Raw genomic sequence first — 24,696 nt, forward strand, 5'->3', positions numbered from 1 at the left:
ATACGGCTCAGACTTTATTGGCCTCTAAAGACGGTGCACAGCACACTATTAATATCTGCTTCAATGATGAAGAGTATATGGGTTACTTTGATGATGCTAATTTTAAAAACACTGCTACAGAAAAAATTAAATTTTTCAAACGGAATGAGTTTAACCCCATTGTTATCCATAACGGTGCTGATGGACAAAAACACCTAAATGTTGAGGTAAGTTATAGAGCTTATTACACCGCTTATCCTGATGTTGTGAACAATTTAAAAACTGTAACAAAAAGTCATCTTATAGGTGAACTAGATCAACACACCTTATTTTATCAACTGAATACTGATAAATCTATGTACAGCATCTGTGCCAATCCTGACCTTAAACCCCAAATTCCAGTTGAGGATAAAAAATATGCTCGGTCCCTTAAACGTTTGCAATTTTTAATTCCTTTGGATGACTTGGGCAATTTACATAAAAACATTGAATCTCCGGTTACTGTAAAAATAGGCGCAAGAAACATCCCAACCCCCAGTTATGAAGAGTATGAATCCTTACTTTTAGCGCAATTTTCTTCGCTTCCCTACCTCATCGCTGGTGATATGAATGTTACATCGGTTGAGTATGTTCAACATAACCAAGATGTTTATAAAACCTTAGGGGCGAAAATCATCGCTTCTGCCTCACCAAATGTTGTAAGCCCACATAGTGCTGACGATAACTTTGATTTGGCCAACTTTGAAAGCAATATGCGTCAAGGATCTTCTGAAGTCTCAACTGAACATCCTGGGCAGTATTTTAAGCAACCTCAAGCTATAGAGGAAGACTTATTAAAACAAGAGAAGGAAAACAACCCTCTCTATGGTACCACTGTCATTAGTAACCAAGAAATGATTAGTCAGTGTAATAACTATGCTTATCGTTTTGGCGTTAGTCTTAACGGGAGATACACCTTGCTCGATTACTTTGATACAACTAAACAAAAATTAACTGATCTGTCTGAAAGTGTTCCTAAAATAAAAGAAATTCTTAATGACTTTTTCTTACTCCCCATTAAACATATCGCAAATAATACCAAGCGAACAACTTGGAATGTCTATATATGCTCAAATACGCTGGAAACTGGGATTTTAAATGATAACGCTTACATAGCATTCTTGGATACCATGCCTAACGCCCCTGATGAAGTCTCAGGTGTTTTTAAGATCTCTAAACCTCACTCTAGCGTTGTCATTGAAAGTAATGATAACAAAAACAAACTGCTGGTAGGTCTTGATATTGTTTCTTTTGATCTTCACGATGGCGACAGAGTTGGAGAGTATATGAATTTGCCATCCATTGTGGTTTCCGGCATTAAAAAACAACAAGCCACCAGAATAAACTTCCAATTTACAGGACAATTCAATTTAGACAGCAGAGATATCAGAAAAGCTAGTCAAACCGTTAGCTCACGTTTTCACTTTGCTGATACGGTTCGACGTTTAAAGTTTGAGCCGTCTCTTGACCCAATTAATAACACCTTTGAAGTCGTCACAGAGGTAAGAAACACCAACCCTGCGGTTGTTATTTATGACCCTATTACTTTTCATAAAAACAGCTTGACTCTTCCAGAAGAAAAAAGAAGCCGAAATTTTCCAGCAGATATTGATCCAGCTCAACCTTTTGATGGTTACTTACAAACATTTGGTGAGCTAAACGCTTTTAAGTTTGGCTTTTGGCTAGAGGGTTAATTTTATGAAAAAAACATTCTATCTGACGGTCTTTTGTATTGTTGGTTTGTGTTTTTCTAAACAAAGCGTGAATGATTCTGCTATTCAAAAGAGAATTCGCGCAAAGTTAAAGCCCATTCGACAGTGTTATCAGCAACAAGTTTTAAAAGATCCCTCTTTAGCCGGAAAGTTAAGTTATAAATTTGTTATTGGTTTAAAAGGACGCGTCACTGCAGTACGTTTAGTTGAGAACAGTTTAAACAACCTTATTGTTGAAACCTGTGTAGCCCATGAAATTGCTAAAATACAATTTCCAAAACCAAAAAAAGGTATTGTTGAAGTGGTTTACCCCTTCACCTTTAACTCTAAATAAAAAATAAGTGCTTTTGATATAGCTATTATAGTGTTTAATCTTATTGTTGCGACACAAGCAGATTTCTTAAACTTACTTAGTCTCTCCTTGCATTGTGTAAGGGCTCGCTGAATGAACTCTGCGTAAATCCAAATGCAGCAAGCCTAAAATAGTTTGCTATAAAAAATGCTTTTGGTTTTTTAAATCTGTCACTTATCAATTGTTATTAATCACAATGGTTCCACCCGAGCCTCCGCCCAGCTCACCTGCAGCCACAATGCTGCCTACCAAAATACCGGCTGCTACTGGATAAATCCACCACTGCTTGTACCATTTTTTCTTGGGTTGCATGCTGCGCTGTGGACTGGGCGCAGGACCATACTCAGCAACACCCAGCTTCAAGTTGGGCTTTGTGCCTTGAATCATGTTTTTTAAAGTTACGACCATTTCATCCACTGCCCCAGGAAAATCCCCTAAACCTTTTTCTACATTGAACATCACCACATCTGAAAATGTCTTTTTGTTGATGTTGTACACTTGCCCCATAAGTCGGTAGTTGATATTTTTTTCCAAGCTACTGAGCAGAATATAATCTGCTCCTTGACTTTTAGCTTCTTCTATCAGCATTTGAGTCTCTTCAGTGTTTTTGGCATTGCCTTCTCTGGTTCTAAAAACATAGGACCATTGCTTTTCATCAACACGAATTTTATTTTGACTTTCAACCGTCTGCTGGGCGCGTCTGATTTTTTCCAATTTGTACCAAGGCTCCAAACCCGGTTTTTCAACAAGAAAAAAATAATCGCCTGCATACAGTTTTATACTAACCGGTGTTTTTCCCATCAAACGACCATTCACATAAACATTCATATTGTCTTGTTGCCCACTAACAGTGACTTGACTCACTGTTTTTGATTTTACTTCACTGCGTGCTGTTTCAAAAACAGGGATGACCGCTGGCGAGTATTGGCTTTCATTCATTTCAAAATTGGGATCTAGGTAAGCTACTTTTTTAAACTCATTGTAAGCATCTTTTTCTTTTTTAATGGCCAACCATGTCATGCCAAGATACAAGTGCGCTTCCAGTAAATCATGGTTGCTTCTAAGGTATTGCAAATTTTTAATAAATAACTTCTTACTCAACGACAGGCTGTCTCGGGCTTTTTCAAAATTCAACTGATGATACATCTGTTTTCCTGATGTTAACAGCTTTTTAGCTCTTTTTAGATCTTCATTATTTGTTACCGTCTGACTTGGACTTTCATCTATAAAGTTACGTTTAAAATTATTCACTTTAGCCAATGAAATCATACGGAAAAACTTTTCATTTTCAACGCTGGTTAATAACTCTCTATTTAAATCTTGCCTTGAAAATCTACGTTGCCCATCATCAACAATGTGCAAACCACCCACATAAATATTTCTATAACTTTGGCCATAGCCGGTCATCACCAACAGCAAAACTAAATAAATCCCAATACGCGATGTTATTTTCATAGAATGCTTTATTATATTATTTTTCATTAAACTACTTCTCTTTAATTTTATATCTCTGCTTTAAAAGTCCGCTGATAATAATCCAAAATGCTGTTTATTTGCTTTACTTCAAAAGCTATTGTCTGCTTTTGTGTTGTCTGCTCAAAAAAACTAACATAGATCTTTTGTTGCCTAAAGCTGAGCAAAACAAACTTATTTGTATTGTATCGCATTGCAAGCGTTGACAAAACTTTTTTTATCTCTGGATTTAAATGCAGCTTCTTTCCATCATTACTCCATTCAAACCGAAACTTCATGCCTGTAGGATCCGGCTTTTTTATGGGGGTTTTTACCGGCTCTTTTAAGGACAAAATATTAGAGCCTTTTTTTAATTGAACCTGTGCGGAGTAAAGTGGCAAGCCTTTATTATCTGCACTATAAATATAATATTGCCCTTGATAAAGGTTGATTTTATCTAAGTCCTGTACAGGATAAGATTGACCATTGATCCAAATTTTGTCCACCGGTTTATACGAAATAAAGTTAATTTTGGCTTTGGGTAAATGCTGCATCGTCTTTAATGTATTATTGTATAGCGTTTGTACTTTTGGAGAGTATTTCTTTTTTGAAAGTTCTTTTTTTGTTTTTCTTCCATCATCAACGCCAAACTTGATATAAATGTAGGCTTGCATCGACTGAGCTGCCTTTGTTTTTTGATTTAATTCCAATTGTGTTAAAGCCAAATAAAAATATGTGGCCATCAAGCCTGAAACGGTTTCCTGTGTATACAGATGGTCATGTGTATAGCTTTCAATGGCTTTAAGCAATTTTTGACTGGCGTCATCGTATTCAAGCGCATAATAATGTTTTTTTGCTTGGTGTAACTGTTCATGTACAGCTGTAACATTTTGTTTTTTAGACTTTTTTTTTGCCGATGCCTTTGCATGATCATCAAGTGTCATGGCTTGGAGCTTGGGGTGTTTTGACAAAACCTTTGCTACATTGCTTCTTATATTTACCGCCTGCGCTCCAGCTAAACCCAAAACCATCACTTTTTCTTTAGCGCTGACCCCATAAATAAAACAAAAAACAAGCCATAAAACGGCCCATAAAAAGAGCTGTTTTTTTGTGACAAAAAATATTGATTTTCTATACATTCCAGCTCATCTTGCTATTGTTGACCATTGTTACATTTTAACATTGTTTTTAATTTTATAAAGACCTAAAGTTTTATCCCCATCTATGATTGACTTATCGATAATCTACCCTGCTTACAATGAAGAAGATAATTTACCCCCCTTGCTTAACTCAACGATGCAAGTTCTTCAGGAAAGTGGCATTAACTTTGAGCTTATCATTGTCAATGATGGCAGTACGGATAAAACACAAAATATTCTAAATCGCTTTAAAGAAACTTACCCAAAAATCATACGGATTATAGAACATGATCACAACCTTGGTTATGGGCAAAGTTTAAAAGATGGTTTTTTGGCCGCCAACGGTCAATATGTTTTTTATACCGACTCTGACTTGCAATTTGATCTCAATGAAATTAAAAAATTTTATGCCGTCAAACATGAAAAAACCCTTGTGATTGGCTACCGCATAGACCGGCAAGATAAGCCTTTGCGTATTTTTATGGCCAAAGGCTATCGCTTTTTGATCAACTTGTTTTTTGGTTTGGATGTTAAAGACATTGATTGTGCGTTTAAATTGTTTCCCAAAGCCCTGTTTCAAGATATCAGCATTGAATCAAAAAAGTTCTTGATTGATGCTGAAATTCTGATCAAAGCCAAACGTCAAGGTTATGCTTTGCATGAAATTGGTGTAAAGCACTTTGCGCGCCAGCATGGCCAAAGTACGGTAAAGTGGTTTCATATCCTGCTGACTCTTAAAGAAATGTTTACGCTCAAATTCAATCTTTAATAAACAACTGATTTTATGCATTTATAAAAATATGGTACTATAAAGAAATGACACGCAGCGTTTTATATCTTTCTTTTGCTTTAAGCTTATTTCTAAGCTCCTGCGGCAGCAGCGGCGACAACATTGAAGTCAATGTGCTTACCCCTCCTGGAGAGGCAGCCATCAAAAGTGATATATCCACGGCAATGCAACAAGACGGTCATAAAGGTGTTTATTTTGTTGTTGAAGAGCTTCCAAACCCCGTTGCTACTCCCTATGTTGCTGTACAAGGTGGTGATAAAATTGAATACCCCAACAGTGCTGTGGGTTTGGACCCTACCAAGGCAAAGTTTACCATCAAAACCAGTCAACTCGATCAAAGCAAACCTTATATCATTAGAATGATTGCTTACGATGCCAACAATACCCCCACCCATAGAGGTGAAGCGGACTGCTTTATTGATTTTAGTCGTCCAAAGTTAAACACCATCAATATTTGTTTTAAAGAAGTAGATGATACCAATAACTGTGATAGCGTTGGCTTTCAAGATTTTGCTTTTTGCAAAGATTAATTATTGCAAATTGTAACGCTCTCCGTTTTTGATAGCTTCTTGGCTGCCAATCCTTAATAAGCTGTAGGATAGGCTATTCATTGCGGGCTTGGTAAATCACAACATCACCATTATCAAAAACCACGGGAAACTTGCTCAGTAAATACAAGAGCTCTGGGCTGTAATCTTTACGTTCAAGATTACCCACAACAATCCAGCGCACGTGATATTGCTCAATAAAGCCTTGAATGGCGGTCATGCTGGGCATTTGATTGATTTTCTTAAACTGCTCAAGACGCGCATTGGCAATAAAAAAACCGCCATCACGCCAGATCTGCTCATGTCCCAACCAACCCAATACAGAAGGCCTTCCGCTGAATGTGGCCATCCGTGCATACCTGGAAAATCCACCTCCCGGCATTTCCCATATGACATCTCTAACATCGGTATTGTTCTGTAACCAGCTGATGGCTTGTTGATGTCCTGGAAAAACTTTATACCACTGACGCAAGCCATCCAATGTTCGTTTTTCCTGGCTTCTTTCTTTTAAACGTTGCGATGTTGCTTTTATCGGATAATACAAACTTAAAGCCACAAAAACACCAACGACACCTTTTAGCCAAGTCTTTTTCAAACTGTTTTGCTGATCAAGTAACATGGGTAAACTCAGTGCCATTCCCCACCACGCTAAATAATAAAATTTAAATACTGTGTTCATGCGGTAAAACTTGGGACCATAGGTCACATCAACACTGATAAACTCACAGCCTAAGATGGTCAATAGGCTCAACAATAAAACCCCAACAGACCAATTGTTTTTTAGTTGAGATGGATAGCCTAGTACAACAAACAAAACTAAGAAGAGCAGTATCATCATGGGTGCTGGTCCCAACAGTAAATAGCTTGCCAGCAAAAAAGCACTCAACAAAAAGAAGATTAGCACCGACTTTGGCTTATTTTTTTTAATCTTGTGCCACAGCTTTTGACTGATCAGCTGCTGTCCATAAAGCAAGAGCAACATGCTGAACATTGGCCCCCAATGCAATAAAAACTCCACTAAGGGACTGCGCATGCTCTTTTGCACATAAAACAAACCAATGGTATTTTTTGGCGGATGATAATTGAGCCAAAAAGGCGCAAAATACAGGCAAGCCAAAGTCAACAGGGCCAACACATATTTTGGATACCGCCAAAAACAAATCAAACACAGCAGCACCATAAACGGTAAATGCCAAGAGTTCATCATGTAATGCATGCCCACAACGATGGGTAAAATTAAAAATAAAAAACACTTTGAAACCTTATCGTTCTGATCAAATTTTTTGCGGACATTCAACATCAATACAAAGCTGAGGGTAACAAAGGCTAAACTTGTATAATGCGCATGCATATCTCCCAGTAAAAAAGAAAAGAAAGGAAACTCAGTAATCGTGTTGGGTATGGCTCGAGATGAATCCCACCACCAAAAAACTTTTTTTGTGCTGATGCTGTTGACTGCCCAAGCCAACCACTGCCAATTGCCCGCAAAAAACATAAAAAAAGCCCCCAATAGGGCAAAAGCTCGCCTTGCTTGTCTTTGTCGTAAAAAAGCATAGCTGCTGCTAACTAAAATAGCTGGGACCGTACACGTAATGAGATTCACAGCCCAATGCGGAGGAATATCTAAAATGCGCACCAGAGGAACAAACAACAAATGAGAAAAGTAATAGTAATTTAAAGGATATCCCGATAACCAGCGATCCATAGGTGGAAATTGAACATCTAACAAGACCGCTTGAAAAATAGCCATGTCTGAATATTTTTCACCGGTATCCATATCTGGGAAATGCTGCCGAAGATACACGGTAAATAACAGTGTTCCCCAAAATAAGATCTGTTCCAACTTATCTTGGATAAAGTAACGCTTACACTCGGCTAAAATATTATCTGTTTTATAGAGGAGCGCTATACCCGCCGTCAATAAAGCCAAATAGACCTGGGCATTCCCTATGGCCAAAGGCAAAAAACTGCCCATCAACCAATAAAAAAATGCCCATAGCGCTAAAAACAAAGGCATGCCCAAAGCAGCTTTGTGTTGACTAAAATATTCTCGTTTCAGTGCAACATGAACAAGCAAACGTAGCATTAAAAGTGCTAAAAACCATTGCAATACATAGCCATGAAACATAGAGTTGTTTTCTCAATAAAAAGTTACAAAAGCAACCATACTGCTTTAAGGACTGGGCGTAATGGTTAAAGTATTTTTATCTGATCCCGCCAACACTTGATCATACAAAACATAACCTCCAGCAAGGGCCGCAGCTGCTCCTACACCGTACCAAACCCACTTGTTTTTCATCCAAGTTGGCATACCTTTTTTATTCTTGATCTTTTTCTTGCTTTGAGCCTTTTTATCAAAGTAGTTCTTGCTGATCTTTTTTTCAAAATCCTGAGCTTGATCATAAGCAACGGGTGAACTCCCGGCCGTTCTAATATCTGCAACAACTAAACCTTGGGTGGTAATCTGATTGCTGATCTTGCGGGCAAAGCTTTTGGCCGCTTTATCCATTCTACCCAAACTGGTTTCTACTTTTTGTATTTTAGAAAATTCTCTAGAACGTGCATCGTAGACCTGTCCCAATAAAACATAGGTATCATCTTTGTTGGGGACTGGCTCAATACTCCCTAAAATCAACATTTTAGCGGATAACTCTTTAGAGATATTACCCAAATCATCCAAAGCAATGAGGTTATTGCGTCTTTGCAAAGAATAAGGTGACAAAGGTTGCCACTCTTCTAGTTTAATTTTAATAAAGTTGGGTTTTGAACGGATTTGTATAGGCTTGGCCACCTGCCGATAACCTTTCCTCTCAACCACCACAAAATGCTCTCCTACAGGCAACTGTGTAGAAAATGGGCCATCTGTTTTTTGCAGTAAACCATTGAGATAAATTTTTGCGTCAGCTGGCTCTACTTCTATATTAAGCTGGCCTGAAGGTCCTTTTAAAACTTTTTGGGTTAAGGCTTTATGCAATTCAATCACTCTAGGTGGAAATTCACGCTTGGACAGTACCCTGTCATCTCTTTTGGGGTCCAAAATAATCATTTCACGAATATATTGCTGACCTTCTCTTTCTTTACCCAAAACAATCAAAGACATGCCCAAATACAAGTGTGAAACCAGCAGGTAGCGATTGTCTTTTAAAGCTCCTACACCCTCACGATACGCGTTAACAGAGCGGTTAAATTGACGAATGGCTTGATCAAGTACCAATTTGTCATACAATTTTTTACCTTCAATAAAATACTTCCTGGCCAATCTAATTTTATTTTTGGAGTTCTTTGCTTCTTCTCGCCATAGATCAGAAACATAGTTGTGGGTGACCACCTCGGGAATTAGAGAAACATTGCGCTGGCCTGATAGTCTTTTTGAAACTTCATTGCGCACAGTTTTTTCAAAACTGTAATTATCGGTTCTTAACCCCACCACCGCTGTCTGCGTAGAACCTTTTGAAGCTGCCGTAACAAGGCTGGTCAGTACAAAAATAACGCTTAAAAAAATTTGTTTGTTCATTCTAATTGATAGTCTTTCCATAAAAATCGCACCCATGCTTAACAACATGTATAGCTTTAATGAATTCATTTTATTTCTAATACCCAAAGTATACTACAATCATCTTATTTTTTCATCCATCATGCAAATTTTTAATATTTATGAACATGATCAAAAACTTAATTTTGTGCTGTTATGACAATGAACCTAGCAATTTAGCGGTCTTAATAGTAAAATGAACTTTCAGATAATTATGATTGACGGAATAAACATAAGTATCATTATTGATGCATTGATCTTTACTGCCATGGCGGGCGCAATTTTTTTTATTGTTTTGTACATCTTGCCCGATGAAAAGCAAGCTGCCATACGAAGACGCTTAGGGGTTGTTGAAAAAAATGCCATGCCACAAAACACTGCTTTGTTAAAATACCTTTACCCTTTTTACAGTGCCTTATCGCCTTTGCTTTATCTGAACCATCACTCTCCAGTTGCTAAACTGTGGGCAAACTACCTACAAAAAGAAAAAAAACGGCTTGATCCCATGCTCACCACGGCAAACCTTAGAAATGAAATTTCTCCTGATGAGTTTATTGCCATGCGTTTTGTTCTAATTCTCTTAATGCCTTTAATCATTGCCATGCTTTTTGCCGGTTTAAACAGTGAACAAAATGGTTTTGTTTTATTGCTTGCTGCAATTTTAGGCTTTTACTTTCCAGATATATGGCTCAAGCAAATCATTGATATCCGTAAAAAAAGCTTGCTCAAACATCTACCCACAACCATAGACTTACTCACACTATCCGTTGAGTCCGGTTTGGACTTTATGGATGCGATAGCCCGTTTAACCCGAAAAACTCAAAGTAATCCCCTCACCGTAGAACTGCAATCCATGCTCAGAGAAATTAGGCTGGGCGCCACCCGATCAGAAGCTTTAAGAAAAATGAGTGCAAAGCTACAACTAGAGGAGCTGACCTCGTTAACCACACTTTTGATTCAAACCGATCAATTGGGAGCATCTATTGGAGATGTCCTAAGAGCGCAGTCTGATCAACTGCGCAGCAAACGCTTTCAAATGGCTGAAGTAGCTGGTGCAAAAGCTTCACAACTCATTTTATTGCCTTTGGTTTTTTGTATTTTACCGGCTGCCATTTGCATCCTCCTAGGGCCGGCAGTGCTTAATTTTTTACGCGGTGGTTTTTTATAATGTTATTTTGTGTGCATAAAAACCAAAACAAAAGCTCACCGTTGTTAAGTCATGTCACAAAAGCTAGTTCTTTAAAGGATAGAATGATTGGTTTATTGAGGCATAAATACCTAGACGCTGACCATGCCTTATGGATTGTCCCTTGTAACTCCATCCAAACATTTTTTATGCGCTTTAATATTGATGTTGCATTTTTAGATAAAGATAAAACCATTGTTCGACTGTATAAAAACTTAAAACCTTTTCGCTTAACACCCATTGTTTTTAATGCCTGCTCCGTTCTTGAAATGTCTCAAGGCTCTGTTGACAGACATCAACTGTGCATTGGTGATCAACTTTTATTTGTGGAGAAAACTCCATGAAACATTTTATTCGCATCATTTCACAAGAAGGTACGCAGGATGTTCCTTTAGCTATTGGAAAACTGACGCTAGGGAGAGGTGAACAAGCCGATATTCAAATTGTTTCACAACAAATCTCTCGCGTTCATGCTGAGCTGGTGGTGACCGATCAACAGGTTACTGTTTTAGATAAAGGCAGCGCTAATGGTACAGCGGTTAATGGTCGTTTTATCACAACCTGTAACATTCAGCACGGTGATCAAATTTTGTTGGGTGATATTGTTATTCAATATCATAACTTGGATCAAAAACCCCAAGATGCTATCAGGCCAGTATCTCAAGACTCAAAGACCAAAGTTTTGGCTGCAACCAAAGTCATCGCTGATAAAATCAGACCCCGATCTTTGTTCCCATTTTTTTTACTCTGCTTAAGCCTTGGCTTTTTAATCTACTTTGCTATTGCCAGCACAAGTTACCAAACCTTAATCAAACAAAACTTTAAGCAAAACACTCTGGATCGTGCGTATATTTTGGTGCAATTGTTGGCAGAAAGAAATAAAAACTTCTTATTAGAAAAAGATGCAGAACTTTTGATTGATACTCAAGCCATCAAAGAAGAAGCCATGGTTTTAGAAGCCTTTATCATAGATACCAATAAAAAAGTTTTAGCTCCAATCAATTATCGCAATCGACTGGATAAAGATAGTTTAGTTGAAGAAGCCTTAACACAAAACTCTAACCGTAAAGTATTACCTCGAATCGATGAAAAACAAAAATTAATCACTGTTGTGCATCCGATCCGGATTTTTAATAAAGCTTTGGGACAATTTGAAATCTTAGGTGTTGCCAAATTGATGATTTCTATGCAAATCAATGAGCAGCTCAATACGCAAATGACAAAAAATAAAAGTATTTTACTCTTACTGTCCTTTGTTTTTTCCCTAATGTTAACCTTTTTACTTAGCAAAGTTTTTTCTAAACCCATCACCAAATTAGCTGAATACATCCACAAATGGCGCTCGGGAGAAAGTTATGGTAAAGAAGAAACGCCATTCAAAGAGTGGGAACCTTTGTATGAAGCTGTGGACCAAGCGATAGAAGAAAAAAGGTAGACCCAGAATATGCATAATGATTCTTATTGGCACCTGATTGGAAAAAGTGGTGCTTTAAAAAATAAAAAAATCACACTTATCGGGCCGGAGATCATCATTGGTCGCACGGATGAGAATGATATTGTTATTCCTGAACATGCTGTATCACGCAATCATGCTAAATTAGAGTTTAAAGATAATCATCTATGGTTGACGGATTTAAAAAGTAAAAATGGTACTTATATCAATCAACAAAAAATAAGTACTCACCGCATTAAAGGCCAAGATTTTTTTCAAATTGGTGAGGCTAAAGCAACATTTAAACTGATATCAAGAAACACTTCTTCAACATCGAATATCATTGGGTTACAAAAAATTAACGCTTGGCTTCAACAAAAAAATAATCGCTTGCTGGCAAGCGCTCTATTACTCACCTTGCCCATATTATTGCAGTTGCTGTTTTTTCAACCGCATGCACCCGAGGCAAAAAAAACCTCGCCGAATGCTCAAGCAGGGGAAATAAATACACCTTCAACTGAAATACCGCCGACTCAAGCTGCTCAACGCGTCAACAATGCTTTCACCCCCGCTCAAAACACCACAAACCAAACCAAGGTATCTTCACCAGAAAACTTAACTCCAAGCCCCTCTACTGATGGTGCTTTACAAGCCGTTAAAATTGATAATTTAAAACAAGACTTAACCAGTGCTCTGAGTTTGGAAGATTATCCTGCGGCTCATAAAATATTAAAACAAATGACACAAATAGATCCCTCTAAAAACAATACTGATCAATTGGCTTTTGTAGAAAAAACCTTAAAAAACAAAATAACTCAATATGAAGAAAATGCTTTACGCGAATATGAAAAACTCAACTACGATAAAGCCATCACAGAATGGCAAAAGGCGCTATCTTTAGCAAAAAACCTGGATGAAGATTTAAGTCGCAAAATTGAAACCCAGATTAAAGAAGCCCAAGAAAAATTTACAGGGAAATAGTTTGAACTCACCCTATCAATGTGTCATAGATGTTTTTACATCACAAATGTAGCCCATGAAGATTATTGTAAAAAGAGATAGCCAACTTGTACAAGAAAAAGACCTTGGACAAAATCAAAAAATTTTGATTGGCCGATCAAAACATTGTGATGTAATTTTACCTGACCCACACATATCCAGAAAACATGCCATGCTAGAACGAGTTAATGATACATGGATACTTAATGACTTGGATAGCGATAATGGAACCCGTCTTAAAGGTAAAAAAATTAAACAAGCAACGCTTCAAAATGGTGAGCATTTTTTTATAGGCTCGTTTCAGCTGATGTTGGCCTCTGACATCATGAAAAGAGAAGCTTCTACAAAAAAAAGTGAGAAAAAATCCCACCAAGATCAAAACCAGACCAGTGATGCTTTTTTACAAGCCATTGCTGTCAGTGCTGACAACACAGAAAACACCAAAGAAAATGTAAGTGACACCCCTCAAGCAAAGACAGAAGTTATTATTGATGCTGTTGACCATGAGGCTCCCACCCAGGAAAAAGAACTAGAAAAGCATATTAAGAAACAAAAAACCAATCGCCTAGAAAATGCTCCTACAAGCGTTTTATCAGAAAACTCTGGCAACCATGAAGACAAAACCATTTTACAAGATGCTTTGAGTGAAGAGGATGCGGTTGAAGTTGAACAGCTCGATCACGAAGATGCCGAACAAAAAACAGCTATTATTGAAGAAAACCAAAAAGACACTGCACGGCGTCTAGTCTGTTTGGATGACAATAGAATTGGTCAACAAATACCTCTTGATAAAGAAGAACTTACCTTAGGTACCGCAAACGACGATGATATTAAAACGCAAGAAATCATGGACAACTCTGCCTCGACTTACGCAACCTTAACCATTCATGAAGATAAGGTAGAGTTAAAAAGCCTTCATGATCAAAAAGAAACCTATGTTGACGGTTTACCTATTGATCAAACACAGTTAAAAAATCATGATATCATCAATGTTGGCGGCTCTAGTTTTGAGTTTGTAGAAGCTGACTCTAAACCCAGAACACAGATTTCACCGGTTCTTGTTGAAAACTACTCTCATGTTCATGTTTTTTTATCAAAAACCTTTGCCTTACCTGTTATTGCTTTAGTAATGGGCTTAAGCATTGCTTTATTAAGTTTTCAGTGGCAAAAATCAAATCTCAATAAAAAAATTGCTCAAGCCCAAAACCAACAGCAAAAGCTATCTGCAGAAGCTCAAAAAATTATTGTTTTTCATTTATCGCATGCCAATGAATTACTCACTAGAGGACAGTATGATGAAGCCGAGGCTAGAATTAGGCTTATTTTATCTAGTAATCCAAAAAACAATGATGCTTTAAAACTTTTAAAAAAAGTCAATGCTCTGCGTGAAGAAGAAAATCAAAAAACACGTGACCTGCGCTTAGAAATTTCAAGAAGACACACTCAAATTAGAGAACTCTTGGAAAAAGGCGACCGCTTGGTTGAACAAAAAAAGTTTGATGAAGCTCTGAAGGTGTACAATGAAGCTAAACGTATTGATCCCCAAAACATGGAAAGTCAAGCTGCACTTAAACACCTTGAACAAACCCAAGAAGAGCAGAAACGTCAAGACTTGGCTAAAAAAAATGAACTGGCGCAACTGCGAAAAATGTTTAATCAAGCCCTAGAAGATTTTGAGAACAATCGATACAGCAATGCCAGAAAACTTCTTAACCAGGTGGTGGCTAAAAAAGATCATCAATACTATGCACCTGCTCAAAATATTTTAAAAGAAATGAAAAATCAAACCAACCAATACATCCTCAATCAAGTGACTGAGGCAAGAAAGCTGGTTGATCAAGGGCAACAAGATGCTGCCTATAAACTGCTGTTGGATATGAAAAAACGTTATCCCTACAGTAAAACCATTGCCAAAGAACTCGGCGTTCTAGAAACAGAATTCAATCAACGTGCTGCTCAAGCTTATCGCGAAGGCTTAACTCTATTAGAACTGGCCAATGATCCCGCAGCAGCGATGGACCAATTTGAAAGGGTTTTACAAATTACCAGCAATCCACAAAATGAGTATTATAAAAAAGCCAAAGAGCAACTGGACAAACTAAAACTTGGCAATTGATGAAGCAAAACAGCATCGACTGCATTGAATAAGCATAACTATTCATAGGTTTTTCCTATTGCTTTATATTTTTTGAATATTTGATTATTTTTTGTTTTAGTACCAATGTAGCAAAACAGTTTAAATTTTTTATCTCTTACAAAGGAAGAAGCCATGTTGAAAAAAAACATCTTTGTCATGCTGTTGCTGGCCCTAAGTCTTAATACCTATGCCAAGCAGAACAGTTCAGATCCATTAGACCCCAAAAGCAATCAGTTTTGGTGGCCCAATAGAATAAACTTGGAGGCTTTACGTCAGCATAGCCCCGAGTCCAATCCTTTAGATCAAGGTTTTGATTATGCCAAAGCCTTTAGCAAAATTGATCTAAAACAACTTAAAGCTGATATTGAAAAAGTCATGAAAACCTCGCAAGAGTGGTGGCCCGCTGACTATGGTCACTATGGCCCATTTTTTATTAGAATGGCATGGCACAGTGCTGGAACATACAGAACCCTTGATGGTAGAGGTGGGGCTGCTGGGGGGCAACTCCGTTTTGAACCGCTAAACAGTTGGCCAGATAATGCCAACCTGGATAAAGCCAGACGTTTGTTATGGCCCATCAAGAAAAAGTATGGCCGCAGCTTATCATGGGCAGATTTGATGGTGTTAACCGGTAACGTTGCTTTAGAATCCATGGGCTTTGAAACCTTGGGGTTTGCCGGTGGTAGAACAGACGATTGGGAAGCTGATATGGTTTATTGGGGTCCAGAAACCACATTTTTGGCTTCAAAAAGACATCACCGTGGGCGCCAATTAAAAAAACCGCTAGCCGCTACCCGCATGGGCTTGATTTATGTGAATCCTGAAGGCCCAAATGGTAACGGAGACCCTATGGCTGCAGCCAAAGATATTCGAGAAACCTTTGGACGCATGGCCATGAATGATGAAGAAACTGTGGCTTTGATTGCTGGAGGCCACACCTTTGGTAAAGGTCATGGTGCTAAAAAACCAGAAAAATGTGTAGGGCCTGCACCCGCTGGAGAAAAAATTGAAGCACAAGGTTTTGGTTGGAAAAACAAATGTGGCAAAGGCAATGCTGAAGACACTATCACTGGCGGCCTCGAAGGAGCCTGGAGTTCCAACCCCATTGCCTGGACAAACCAATACTTAGACAATTTGTTTGCCTTTGATTGGGTAAAAAAGAAGCAAGCTGGGGGTGGAACCGTTTGGATACCTAAAAACAAAGGAACCGATAAACTGGTTCCCGATGCGCATGACAAAAGCAAACGCCATGCTCCCATCATGTTTACAACCGACATGTCTTTGAAGTTTGATCCGGCATACAAAAAAATAGCCTTGCGTTTTCAAAAAAACCCAAAAGAATTTGCGCAAGCCTTTGCCCAAGCATGGTTTAAGTTAACTCACAGAGATATGGGACCCAGAAGTCGTTACGTTGGATCAGAGGTTCCAAAAGAAACCATGACCTGGCAAGACCCTATTCCAAAAAGAGAACACAAGCTGATCTCATCTCGGGATATTAAAAAGTTAAAGCGTGCCATCAAAGATACCAAAATCAGTGCTTCTGAGTTGGTTCGTTTGGCTTGGGCCTCAGCTTCAACTTTCAGAGCCACCGACATGCGTGGTGGAGCCAATGGTGCCCGTATACACTTAGCTCCTCAAAATACTTGGGAGGTAAATGAGCCAAAAAAAACCGAAGCAAGCTTGAAAGCTTTAAAAGAAATTCAGGCCAAGTTTAACAAAAAAAATAAACGCAAGCAGGTCTCTTTGGCAGATTTAATTGTGCTATCAGGCTCAGTTGGTATTGAAATGGCGGCCAATAAAGGCGGATATGCCATCACGGTACCTTTTTCACCCGGCCGTATGGATGCAACTCAAGAACAAACAGATGTTCAATCCTTTGCTGTTTTAGAACCCAAAGCCGATGGCTTTAGAAACTACTATGCAAAAGACAACATCTCGTCACCCATTGCTTTGATGATTGATAAGTCAGCAACCTTAGATTTATCGGCACCAGAAATGACGGTGCTGTTGGGTGGCTTGCGTGTTTTGGACATCAATACTAATGGCAACAATCACGGTGTCCTAACCCAAAGAAAAGGCATTTTAAGCAATGACTTTTTTATCAATCTGTTGGATATGTCAACCCAATGGGAAAAAGCCAAAGAAGACAACGTGTATATTGGCACGGATCGTAAAAGCCAAGCCAAAAAATGGACGGCCACTTCTGTAGACTTGATGTTTGGTTCAAGTTCAGAACTTAGAGCCATTGCCGAAGTTTATGCTGCCGACGACGCCAAAGAAAAATTTGTTCAAGACTTTGTTAAAGTTTGGACAAAAGTCATGGAGCTCGATCGTTTCGATTTGGCTCAGCGCTAAACCTTAAAACGACTTTTGAAGCAGAGTCTTCTGGCTCTGCTTCATTTACTGGAAAAAAATAGAATGCCTATATTGAAAAAAACTCTACCTTTTTTAATCTTTGTTTTTTTGCTGCAAAACACATCTTTGGCTAAAGATCATATCGTTAAAGCCTACAATCACCACAATGGACAAGACATGGTCTTTGACCCTGCTTTTATGCATATTCAAAAGGGCGATCGTATCACTTTTGAAGTTGTTGATAAAAATGCTGGTCATAACAGCCAATCTATTTTTACACCTGATCATGCTGCAGCTTGGAATAGCCCAGAAAATAAAAGCTTTACTCATATCTTTGAGCAAGAAGGCCTTTACATTTATCAATGCAGTACGCATGCAGTCATGTCCATGCTGGGCATTATTCAAGTGGGTAAAGCCCATAATTTAAACGCTGCTAAAGCCTTTATTGAAAAAAATAAATCTCAATGGCCTATTCAGTCACAAAGAATCGACGCCTATCTTAAGCAAGCCGTCACCCCTTAGCGTTGCATCAAGCCTAAACTTTTTGATGACCCTATTTTTCTCATTGCTCAGATTTTGCTCACCCCTGAGCATAGATTAATTTTATTATTTTCTTTTAAAATCAAAGACTTATGATTTACGCGCTTTGGCATGAGCATTGCTCTTATACATAATCATGTTGGCATTAACGTCTCATAAGGGCTCAAGACAAAGGGGTCAGGTCATGCTTGAATATGCACTTACTATGTTAATTGTACTGGGCATATCCACATTGCTCTACCTTTTTTACCAAAGTCTTGTGCAAGCCAATGTCTATGGCACCGCAGGAGATGATAATGCTTTGTATTTATTGAATGAGGATTATGCTTCATTGGGTTTAACCCGGATGAGCGCATTGCCCATTCCTTAACCCATAAAAGTGGAGGAAAAAATGAAACACTTTAAATTAACTTTAAGAAAGAACAAACAAAAGGGGCAAACCGCCTTAGAGTATGCTTTGGTGATTGGTGTGATTTCTGTAGGGGTCATTTTTGCTGGTCGTGCTATTTTTGGTTCAAAAGACAGTGTGACTGAACGCTTAATGAACAGTGCGGTAGAACAAGCACAAAGCACTCTGGAAGATCCAGGTGCTTAAGTAAAATAAAAAGGTTTTCGCTCGTATCTTTTGTTTTTGTAAATAAAATTTTTCAGGATGAGAGGCCCTGTGCCAACTCTGACCTGGGTGGGTTGAATTGAATAAAAACAAAGAACGAAGCGGATGGCTTGCTGGGGTTTCTTCCTTCCTTTTTCCCCAGCAAGCTTACGTTTGTAAAAAAAGTGAAGGGGTCAAAATGATTGTTGGCTTGGAAAGGAACGTGATAAACTTTAAGAATATGAAAAAAACCAAGGCAAATAAAGGTGCTTCTGTTGTGGAATTTGCCTTATTGATGCCCATTATTTTCTTATTGTTTCTTGCCTTTACCGAAGTCATTATTTTTTTTCAAAGCGCCAGTGTTACTGAACTTGCTGCCTTTTCAGCAGCGAGAAGTTTTCAAGTGTATGGCGACCGCGATTTGGCCAGTATCAACTATCGCCACGGTCAAAGTGCCCCCTATACCCATAACCAACAAAGCATTGCTGAAGCCAGTGCAGAAAAAATTATTTTTGAAAGCCTGATGTGGGAGCATGCCAAAATTAAACTTGATGCTCCAGAGCTTTTATCCAATCAACGCAGTTATTACGATGGAGACCATGTTCAATATGACGGTTCAAGTCTGAGCAATACTGATGGCAGTGTTGGTATTAATTTTATTGGCTGTCGTGGACAAGATTGTGCGCAAGGTACTGGCGTAAAAGTTTATTATTGTTTGCCTATTATTTTTCCAGGCGCAGAAATTCTATTCTCTGGGGCTTTAAAAAAATACCCCTGCAAAGGACAAGGTATGGGAAGAACTTACCAAGGCATAGCTATTCAACGTCAAGCCTACTTAGGAAGGGAACCGGTATCACCCTAATGTCTACTTATAAAAAAATAAATATTCTTAAGCTCGCTAAGTCCTCGCTTCGCTGCACAAACGCTCGCTTAAAAAATATTTTTTTTTCACCTCTCCACATCCGTGCCCTCCATATCAAATTGTATAATAATTTCTTTAAGCTCCTTAAAAATACTGTAAATAACTCAATCATTTCAATTAAAAGAAATGGAAAGTTTTGCACAGATCGAGGCGCGATTGAGCGAAAAAGCGCAGCGTATGGAACAATACGTGAGCATTTTGAGCGATTGAGGAACGAAGAGCTGGGCAAAAATCTCCATTTCCCCTCATCAAGGGCACAATCTCATGGTCAACTTGCTATTGGATTGGCTTTTATCTTTATGGCTTTTTTGGCTTTGTTTTCTATGGTGTTTCAGAGCAGTATGTTGGTGCGGGAAAAAATTAAGTTGCAGCAAAGTGTGGATTATGCTGCCTTAACTGGTGCGCAAATTCAAAGAGCCGCTTTGGATAAAATTCATGAAATCAACAGCACAATCCTAGAAAGCTTTTATGCTACACAGGCAGCCTTAATTCCATCCCCATGTTTAATGCTTCAAGCAATGACCAGTTCTAGTCCTACTGCCATGTCAAGTTCTGCATTCGCTATCACAAATGATCCCACTGCAATAGGAAGCTGTTCCGGTGCCTGTCAAGCCTTTGATAAATTCGTGCGTAAACAAATTATTCGTGGTTATGAGACTTATCGCTCTTCACACGTATCAAATATAATCGACATCATTGAGAACACAAACGGCTTGACCCATGAACACGTGGTGAGTCAAATCATTCACACCCCTAACTTACCTCAACGCCTACGACACCAAGTCCAAAAAACTTTAGGTCAAAACCCCACTTTAGAAAATTTAAAAACCGCTTATGATAATGGCCTATTAAGTGAGCATTTACGTATCACCAGCACCGGTGACTTGGACTTACCTTTGTTTATTCCAAGCTCTTTGAACCCAGCCAATGATATGACCAGCTTTGCTTACCCACGCTATACGTCTACTCTTGTTACAACTGGTTTTAAAAGTTTTTGTGGCCCTCCTGTTCCATCTGGCCCCATGACATCTCCCACCCAAACCATTGTCGGTCGCCATCCAGCTTCAGACAAATCTTGGCCCAGTCACTTTGCCGTGATGGCCATGTATAACCCACCGTCAAGTAGCGTTGAAGGCAAATTTAACCTTAAAGTCAAAAACCCCAATGCTGCCAATGAAGAGAACGTGAGCCTAGCGGGTGGTGAAGATATAGATCTTTTGCCCACCTTTGATTCACAAAGTCCACGCCGTTGGCCGATGTTGGTGGCTTCTCTGGCCAAGCCCTTTGGCGGAAAGTTTCCAAGAGCTCCTTTACAAGCCTTACCTCATGGTAATCCTGGCGAACGTTTTGAAGGGGCAAAACTCATCGGTTTTGCCGATTATCAACAACAGCTTGAAGGCCATACCCCCATCATTCCTTTGCTACAAGAAATATCTGACAAATACGGCATCACCGTAGAATGGGATGAAATATGGCACTAATAAATCTCTTTTACAAAGGTGCCAGGCGATCTTTAGGGCAGTCTACGGTGGAAATGGCTCTGATGATGCCGATTTTAGCTTTTCTTTTATTAATGATTTTTCAAGGGTTTAGACTCAATGATAAAGCCAGTCAAAGGCAAATTGTTGATCATGACATGAAACTCAAGCAATTTGATCACGGTAACGGAACCCTTGATATTGCGGGAAGCGCCATCAACACTGACAACACAATTGATTTAATTTCTTTTGATCCTGTCGATGATATAGGTGATATTCTCTTGGACATTGGCACCAACTTGGCTATTGATTTGGGTTTAAATAAAGTCTTTTCTGAACTGGATTTTTTTCAAAAAGATACCTTTATTTCTGGCGCCGCCAAAGGTGCCATCACGGAAAGTGCACATCAGTTGGTGAACAACGGTGTTGATGGTTTTAAATTTGAAAGTGTGGCTTGGGCAGCCGGAACCGGCGGTCTTGCCAGTGGTCAAAGCTCAGAGTTTTTTCAAGGGAAAGATGTTGAAGCTTCCAGTTGGCGAGAAGCTTTGGGTTCTTCTGTACAATATGGCGCCATTGGTTTTACCAGCAGTGAGGGGGACCCACGACAAATTGCCTTGGGTGCCGTGCAAGGACTCAATACCTCTGATACCGTTGCATCCTTTGAAAATACAAAGTTTGATATTTTAACGGGTGCTGCCAAAGGCGCTTTACAAGCCACGGTTAGTGGTGCCGTCAGCGGCACTCTCAATGGAAAAACCGTTCTCATTTCTTCTGGTTTGGGTGCTTACAACACCAAAACCGTGGCTGAGTTTATTCCTTTAAGTAACTGGCGCGGTGATGCCAGACAGTCTGCTATATTTACAGCTAGTAATGCCGCCCTTTCAGCATGGGCTTCTGGCGGAGATGCGGCCAGTATAGCTACCGCCGGCGTCACCGGTGCTATAGGCAGTCATCAGACCATGGTCTGGAAGTATCAACTCAAAGAAGCCTACAAAGAAAAAGTCAATCAACACCTTAATGCAGCCGGTTTAGGTGCCAGTGCAAGTTTTACCAGTGGTGCCGTTGAAACGGCGGCAACGTTTACTAGCTTTGAGCAAACCTTAAGCCAAGCGATATCTCAAGCAAAAAGCACACAAGACATTAATCAGTATTTTCAAAATCCACAAACCATAGAGCAAGCCAGTCAGGTCACTCAAAACATGTTTAGTTCACAACAAGCCCAAGATGTTGTTGGTCAAATCATTGCCGCAACCTTAATGATGCAAAGCCAAAACAATGACAATAATACCAGCAATTCTTCATCCAGTACTGGAGAGTCGCCATGATCAATAGTTTACACATAATCATAGCAAGCACAGTTCTATGCTTACTCGCAACGCCTCTTCACAACGAAGTGTATGCTCAGAAAAAAATGAGTTTTCAAGAACGTTTAGACCAATTAAAGCCAGAAGTAAAACAAACCCTTGTGGATAATATTCGCCGGTACTGGACCATTAAAACTGCACAAAAAATGCAAAGCCAAGGTTTTTCACAACAAGAAATTGAACAGGTGCTTTTAAGCCCAAGCTTTAACTTTTTTTTAGATCAAATCCTTAACGATCCAAAAACTCAATCCAGTATGGATGATTACATTCAGGCAACCTTGAATGAAAAACAACTCCTTCAACACATACAGAGCTTGCAAAAACAAAGAAAGCAACAAGAACTGCAAGAATACAAAGAGGTTCTACGCATTATTGCCCAAATGCGTAAAGAACAAAACTACAAAAAAGAAAAAAAAAGTTGGTATCAGCGCTTTTTTGAGGACTTTAAGTTTTTTTGATTGAGTATCAATATGTCTAATCATCTTAATATTACGCTTAAACATCTAAACGCAAACGATTGGCAACTTTATAAAACACTCCGTCTTCAATCACTCCAGCAATTTCCTCATTATTTTTCACCTTCTCAAGATGAAATACAATTCAGTCCTCAAGATTGGCAAGCACGCCTTAGCAATAGGCATACAGCAAACTTTGCTTTGTTCAATCAAAAACAGGCCATTGGTCTAACAGGCATCATCAAAGAAAACTTAAATCCACATAGCTCTACCGGCATACTGGTTGCTAGCTATATTGATATCAACTATCAAGGCCAGGGCTTATCCAATTTTTTTTATCAGGCACGCATTGATTGGGCTAAAGAACAAGGTTTAGTAGAGTTAAAAATTGAACACCATCAAAATAATTTAGCGTGTAAGCATGCCCATCAAAAATTTGGTTTTCAACTGTTAAAAACCACGCATTATATTGATTCATGCGGACAAGAACAAACATCAGAAATTTACTATTTAAGATTGGATCAAAAATAATGGCTGTTTTTTTTATGACTTTACTTAAAAAAAATAAAAAAAGACCATTGAGCCCAGTTCTTGTCTTTTCTGCCTTCTCGCGTACAATAAATAGATATACACATGAAAAGCTATCAAAGAATAGACTGTATCTTTTGAGCAAAAAAACTTTATACTCCCAAAATAAACTTGGCGGCCAGGCTTTATGCCGCTGCCGACCTGGGTGGGATGAATTGATCGAAAACCACGTTTTTCGATCAAGAAGGGGGGAAGATCCCCCCTTAGAAAGAGACTACAAACGATGAAAAATAAAAAAGCTTTTTATATTGCTTTGGCTGTTGCCTTGACCGGTGCCATTTTAATTAAATTAGCGCTTGATAGTGAACGTAAACGTTTATTAGGTCAATATGAGCAAGTTACGGTTGTTGTTGCCGCAAAAGATATCTTACGCTATGAAATTATCACTCAAGATATGCTAGCTTTAAAGCGTGTTCCTAAACCCTTTGTGCAACCTTTAGCAGTGATTGCTGGTGAAGAAGGAAAAATCATTGGTTTTAATATGGCTGATGCCACCATCAAAAAAGGTGAACAACTAACAAGAACTAAACTGGCGCTTATTGGTGAGGGCGGTATCTCTCCCATTATCCCCTCTAAAATGCGCGCTTGTACTGTTGCTGTAAATGAAGTGTCTGGTGTGGCCGGGCTTATTCGTAATCGTGATACTGTCGACGTCATTGGTATTTTTAGAACCTTGGATAAGCAAACCCGTCTTGCAAAAAATGTAGAAGCCAAAACCCTGTTGCAAAACATTCAAGTTTTAGCGGTAGGAAAAAATTATGTTTTTGATCGTCCTAGCCAAGCGGGTCAAAATAAAGCTGGTAAAAACAGTTTATTCAGCAGCATGCAAAACCAAACCACATTTTCCAATGTAACCTTGTTGCTCACTCCTAAACAATGCATGGACTTGGCCGTTGCCCAGCAAATTGGAGACTTAAGCTTATCTTTACGCTCATACCATGACCGTTTATCGACTGAACTCAATGAAGCCTTAGAAAAAGAAAAAAGCACCTCTCAATCGGTCACAGGGATTACCCAACCCTTACAAATTGGGAATAAAGCCAAATGGTTAGAAGTTAGAGGAGGCCAAAGCAGCTATGTTCCATAAAAAATATATGCCCCGGGG

The 24,696-nt window shown here is 38.9% G+C and carries 23 protein-coding genes; 19 read left to right on the forward strand and 4 right to left on the reverse strand.

All coding sequences use genetic code 11. The features are described from left to right. Window positions 1–1,712 (forward strand): hypothetical protein (locus MRY82_09580; GenBank protein MCI5073173.1); only part of this gene is annotated, 1,712 nt, incomplete at its 5' end. 4 nt (window positions 1,713–1,716) lie between these two features. Then, complete coding sequence (locus MRY82_09585) at window positions 1,717–2,064, forward strand: AgmX/PglI C-terminal domain-containing protein (GenBank protein ID MCI5073174.1); 348 nt, start codon at window positions 1,717–1,719, stop codon at window positions 2,062–2,064. 195 nt (window positions 2,065–2,259) lie between these two features. On the opposite strand, the gene MRY82_09590 is transcribed toward MRY82_09585, so the two are convergent. After that, on the reverse strand, window positions 2,260–3,537 hold the full coding sequence (locus MRY82_09590; GenBank protein MCI5073175.1) for a PEGA domain-containing protein: 1,278 nt from the start codon (window positions 3,535–3,537) through the stop codon (window positions 2,260–2,262). 47 nt (window positions 3,538–3,584) lie between these two features. Further along, window positions 3,585–4,673, reverse strand: a complete 1,089-nt coding sequence (locus tag MRY82_09595) for a hypothetical protein (GenBank protein MCI5073176.1) — start codon at window positions 4,671–4,673, stop codon at window positions 3,585–3,587. 85 nt (window positions 4,674–4,758) lie between these two features. On the opposite strand from MRY82_09595, the gene MRY82_09600 reads away from it, so the two are divergent. After that, complete coding sequence (locus MRY82_09600) at window positions 4,759–5,442, forward strand: glycosyltransferase family 2 protein (GenBank protein ID MCI5073177.1); 684 nt, start codon at window positions 4,759–4,761, stop codon at window positions 5,440–5,442. A gap of 47 nt (window positions 5,443–5,489) precedes the next feature. Next, the gene (locus MRY82_09605; GenBank protein MCI5073178.1) at window positions 5,490–5,993 is read left to right on the forward strand and encodes a hypothetical protein; all 504 of its coding nucleotides are present in this window, start codon (window positions 5,490–5,492) and stop codon (window positions 5,991–5,993) included. A 73-nt stretch (window positions 5,994–6,066) separates the two neighbouring features. Here MRY82_09605 and MRY82_09610 read toward each other — a convergent pair whose 3' ends face one another. Further along, on the reverse strand, window positions 6,067–8,139 hold the full coding sequence (locus MRY82_09610; GenBank protein MCI5073179.1) for a DUF2298 domain-containing protein: 2,073 nt from the start codon (window positions 8,137–8,139) through the stop codon (window positions 6,067–6,069). A gap of 45 nt (window positions 8,140–8,184) precedes the next feature. Next, the gene (locus MRY82_09615) at window positions 8,185–9,546 is read right to left on the reverse strand and encodes a PEGA domain-containing protein (protein ID MCI5073180.1); all 1,362 of its coding nucleotides are present in this window, start codon (window positions 9,544–9,546) and stop codon (window positions 8,185–8,187) included. A 211-nt stretch (window positions 9,547–9,757) separates the two neighbouring features. Here MRY82_09615 and MRY82_09620 point away from each other — a divergent pair, with 211 nt between their 5' ends. From MRY82_09620 to cpaB, 15 genes are all read left to right on the forward strand, one after another. Beyond that, on the forward strand, window positions 9,758–10,711 hold the full coding sequence (locus tag MRY82_09620) for a type II secretion system F family protein (protein ID MCI5073181.1): 954 nt from the start codon (window positions 9,758–9,760) through the stop codon (window positions 10,709–10,711). 83 nt (window positions 10,712–10,794) lie between these two features. Continuing rightward, complete coding sequence (locus MRY82_09625) at window positions 10,795–11,073, forward strand: DUF192 domain-containing protein (GenBank protein ID MCI5073182.1); 279 nt, start codon at window positions 10,795–10,797, stop codon at window positions 11,071–11,073. Then, window positions 11,070–12,164, forward strand: a complete 1,095-nt coding sequence (locus MRY82_09630; protein MCI5073183.1) for an FHA domain-containing protein — start codon at window positions 11,070–11,072, stop codon at window positions 12,162–12,164. Before MRY82_09625 ends, MRY82_09630 begins: the two co-directional genes overlap by 4 nt. A 9-nt stretch (window positions 12,165–12,173) precedes the next feature. Beyond that, entirely contained in the window at window positions 12,174–13,142 is a 969-nt protein-coding gene (locus tag MRY82_09635; GenBank protein ID MCI5073184.1) for an FHA domain-containing protein, read from the forward strand. Window positions 13,143–13,197: 55 nt separating this feature from the next. After that, the gene (locus MRY82_09640) at window positions 13,198–15,276 is read left to right on the forward strand and encodes an FHA domain-containing protein (protein MCI5073185.1); all 2,079 of its coding nucleotides are present in this window, start codon (window positions 13,198–13,200) and stop codon (window positions 15,274–15,276) included. Between the two features lie 153 nt (window positions 15,277–15,429). Continuing rightward, entirely contained in the window at window positions 15,430–17,652 is a 2,223-nt protein-coding gene (gene katG / locus MRY82_09645; protein MCI5073186.1) for a catalase/peroxidase HPI, read from the forward strand. 63 nt (window positions 17,653–17,715) lie between these two features. Next, the gene (locus tag MRY82_09650; GenBank protein ID MCI5073187.1) at window positions 17,716–18,174 is read left to right on the forward strand and encodes a plastocyanin/azurin family copper-binding protein; all 459 of its coding nucleotides are present in this window, start codon (window positions 17,716–17,718) and stop codon (window positions 18,172–18,174) included. 202 nt (window positions 18,175–18,376) lie between these two features. Continuing rightward, the gene (locus tag MRY82_09655; GenBank protein MCI5073188.1) at window positions 18,377–18,562 is read left to right on the forward strand and encodes a hypothetical protein; all 186 of its coding nucleotides are present in this window, start codon (window positions 18,377–18,379) and stop codon (window positions 18,560–18,562) included. Window positions 18,563–18,583: 21 nt separating this feature from the next. Continuing rightward, on the forward strand, window positions 18,584–18,787 hold the full coding sequence (locus tag MRY82_09660) for a Flp family type IVb pilin (protein MCI5073189.1): 204 nt from the start codon (window positions 18,584–18,586) through the stop codon (window positions 18,785–18,787). A gap of 238 nt (window positions 18,788–19,025) precedes the next feature. Beyond that, complete coding sequence (locus MRY82_09665; protein MCI5073190.1) at window positions 19,026–19,646, forward strand: pilus assembly protein; 621 nt, start codon at window positions 19,026–19,028, stop codon at window positions 19,644–19,646. Between the two features lie 359 nt (window positions 19,647–20,005). Next, on the forward strand, window positions 20,006–21,187 hold the full coding sequence (locus MRY82_09670; GenBank protein MCI5073191.1) for a hypothetical protein: 1,182 nt from the start codon (window positions 20,006–20,008) through the stop codon (window positions 21,185–21,187). Then, window positions 21,178–22,509, forward strand: coding sequence for a pilus assembly protein (locus MRY82_09675; protein MCI5073192.1), 1,332 nt, complete (start codon window positions 21,178–21,180; stop codon window positions 22,507–22,509). The genes MRY82_09670 and MRY82_09675 overlap by 10 nt, the downstream gene beginning before the upstream one ends. Beyond that, window positions 22,506–23,006, forward strand: a complete 501-nt coding sequence (locus MRY82_09680) for a hypothetical protein (GenBank protein ID MCI5073193.1) — start codon at window positions 22,506–22,508, stop codon at window positions 23,004–23,006. The genes MRY82_09675 and MRY82_09680 overlap by 4 nt, the downstream gene beginning before the upstream one ends. Window positions 23,007–23,018: 12 nt before the next feature. Next, the gene (locus MRY82_09685) at window positions 23,019–23,534 is read left to right on the forward strand and encodes a GNAT family N-acetyltransferase (GenBank protein ID MCI5073194.1); all 516 of its coding nucleotides are present in this window, start codon (window positions 23,019–23,021) and stop codon (window positions 23,532–23,534) included. Between the two features lie 280 nt (window positions 23,535–23,814). Further along, the gene (cpaB, locus tag MRY82_09690; GenBank protein MCI5073195.1) at window positions 23,815–24,678 is read left to right on the forward strand and encodes a Flp pilus assembly protein CpaB; all 864 of its coding nucleotides are present in this window, start codon (window positions 23,815–23,817) and stop codon (window positions 24,676–24,678) included. Window positions 24,679–24,696: the final 18 nt, after the last annotated feature.

It is taken from the genome of bacterium (assembly GCA_022763185.1).
In the GTDB taxonomy this organism is placed as follows: domain Bacteria; phylum Bdellovibrionota_G; class JALEGL01; order JALEGL01; family JALEGL01; genus JALEGL01.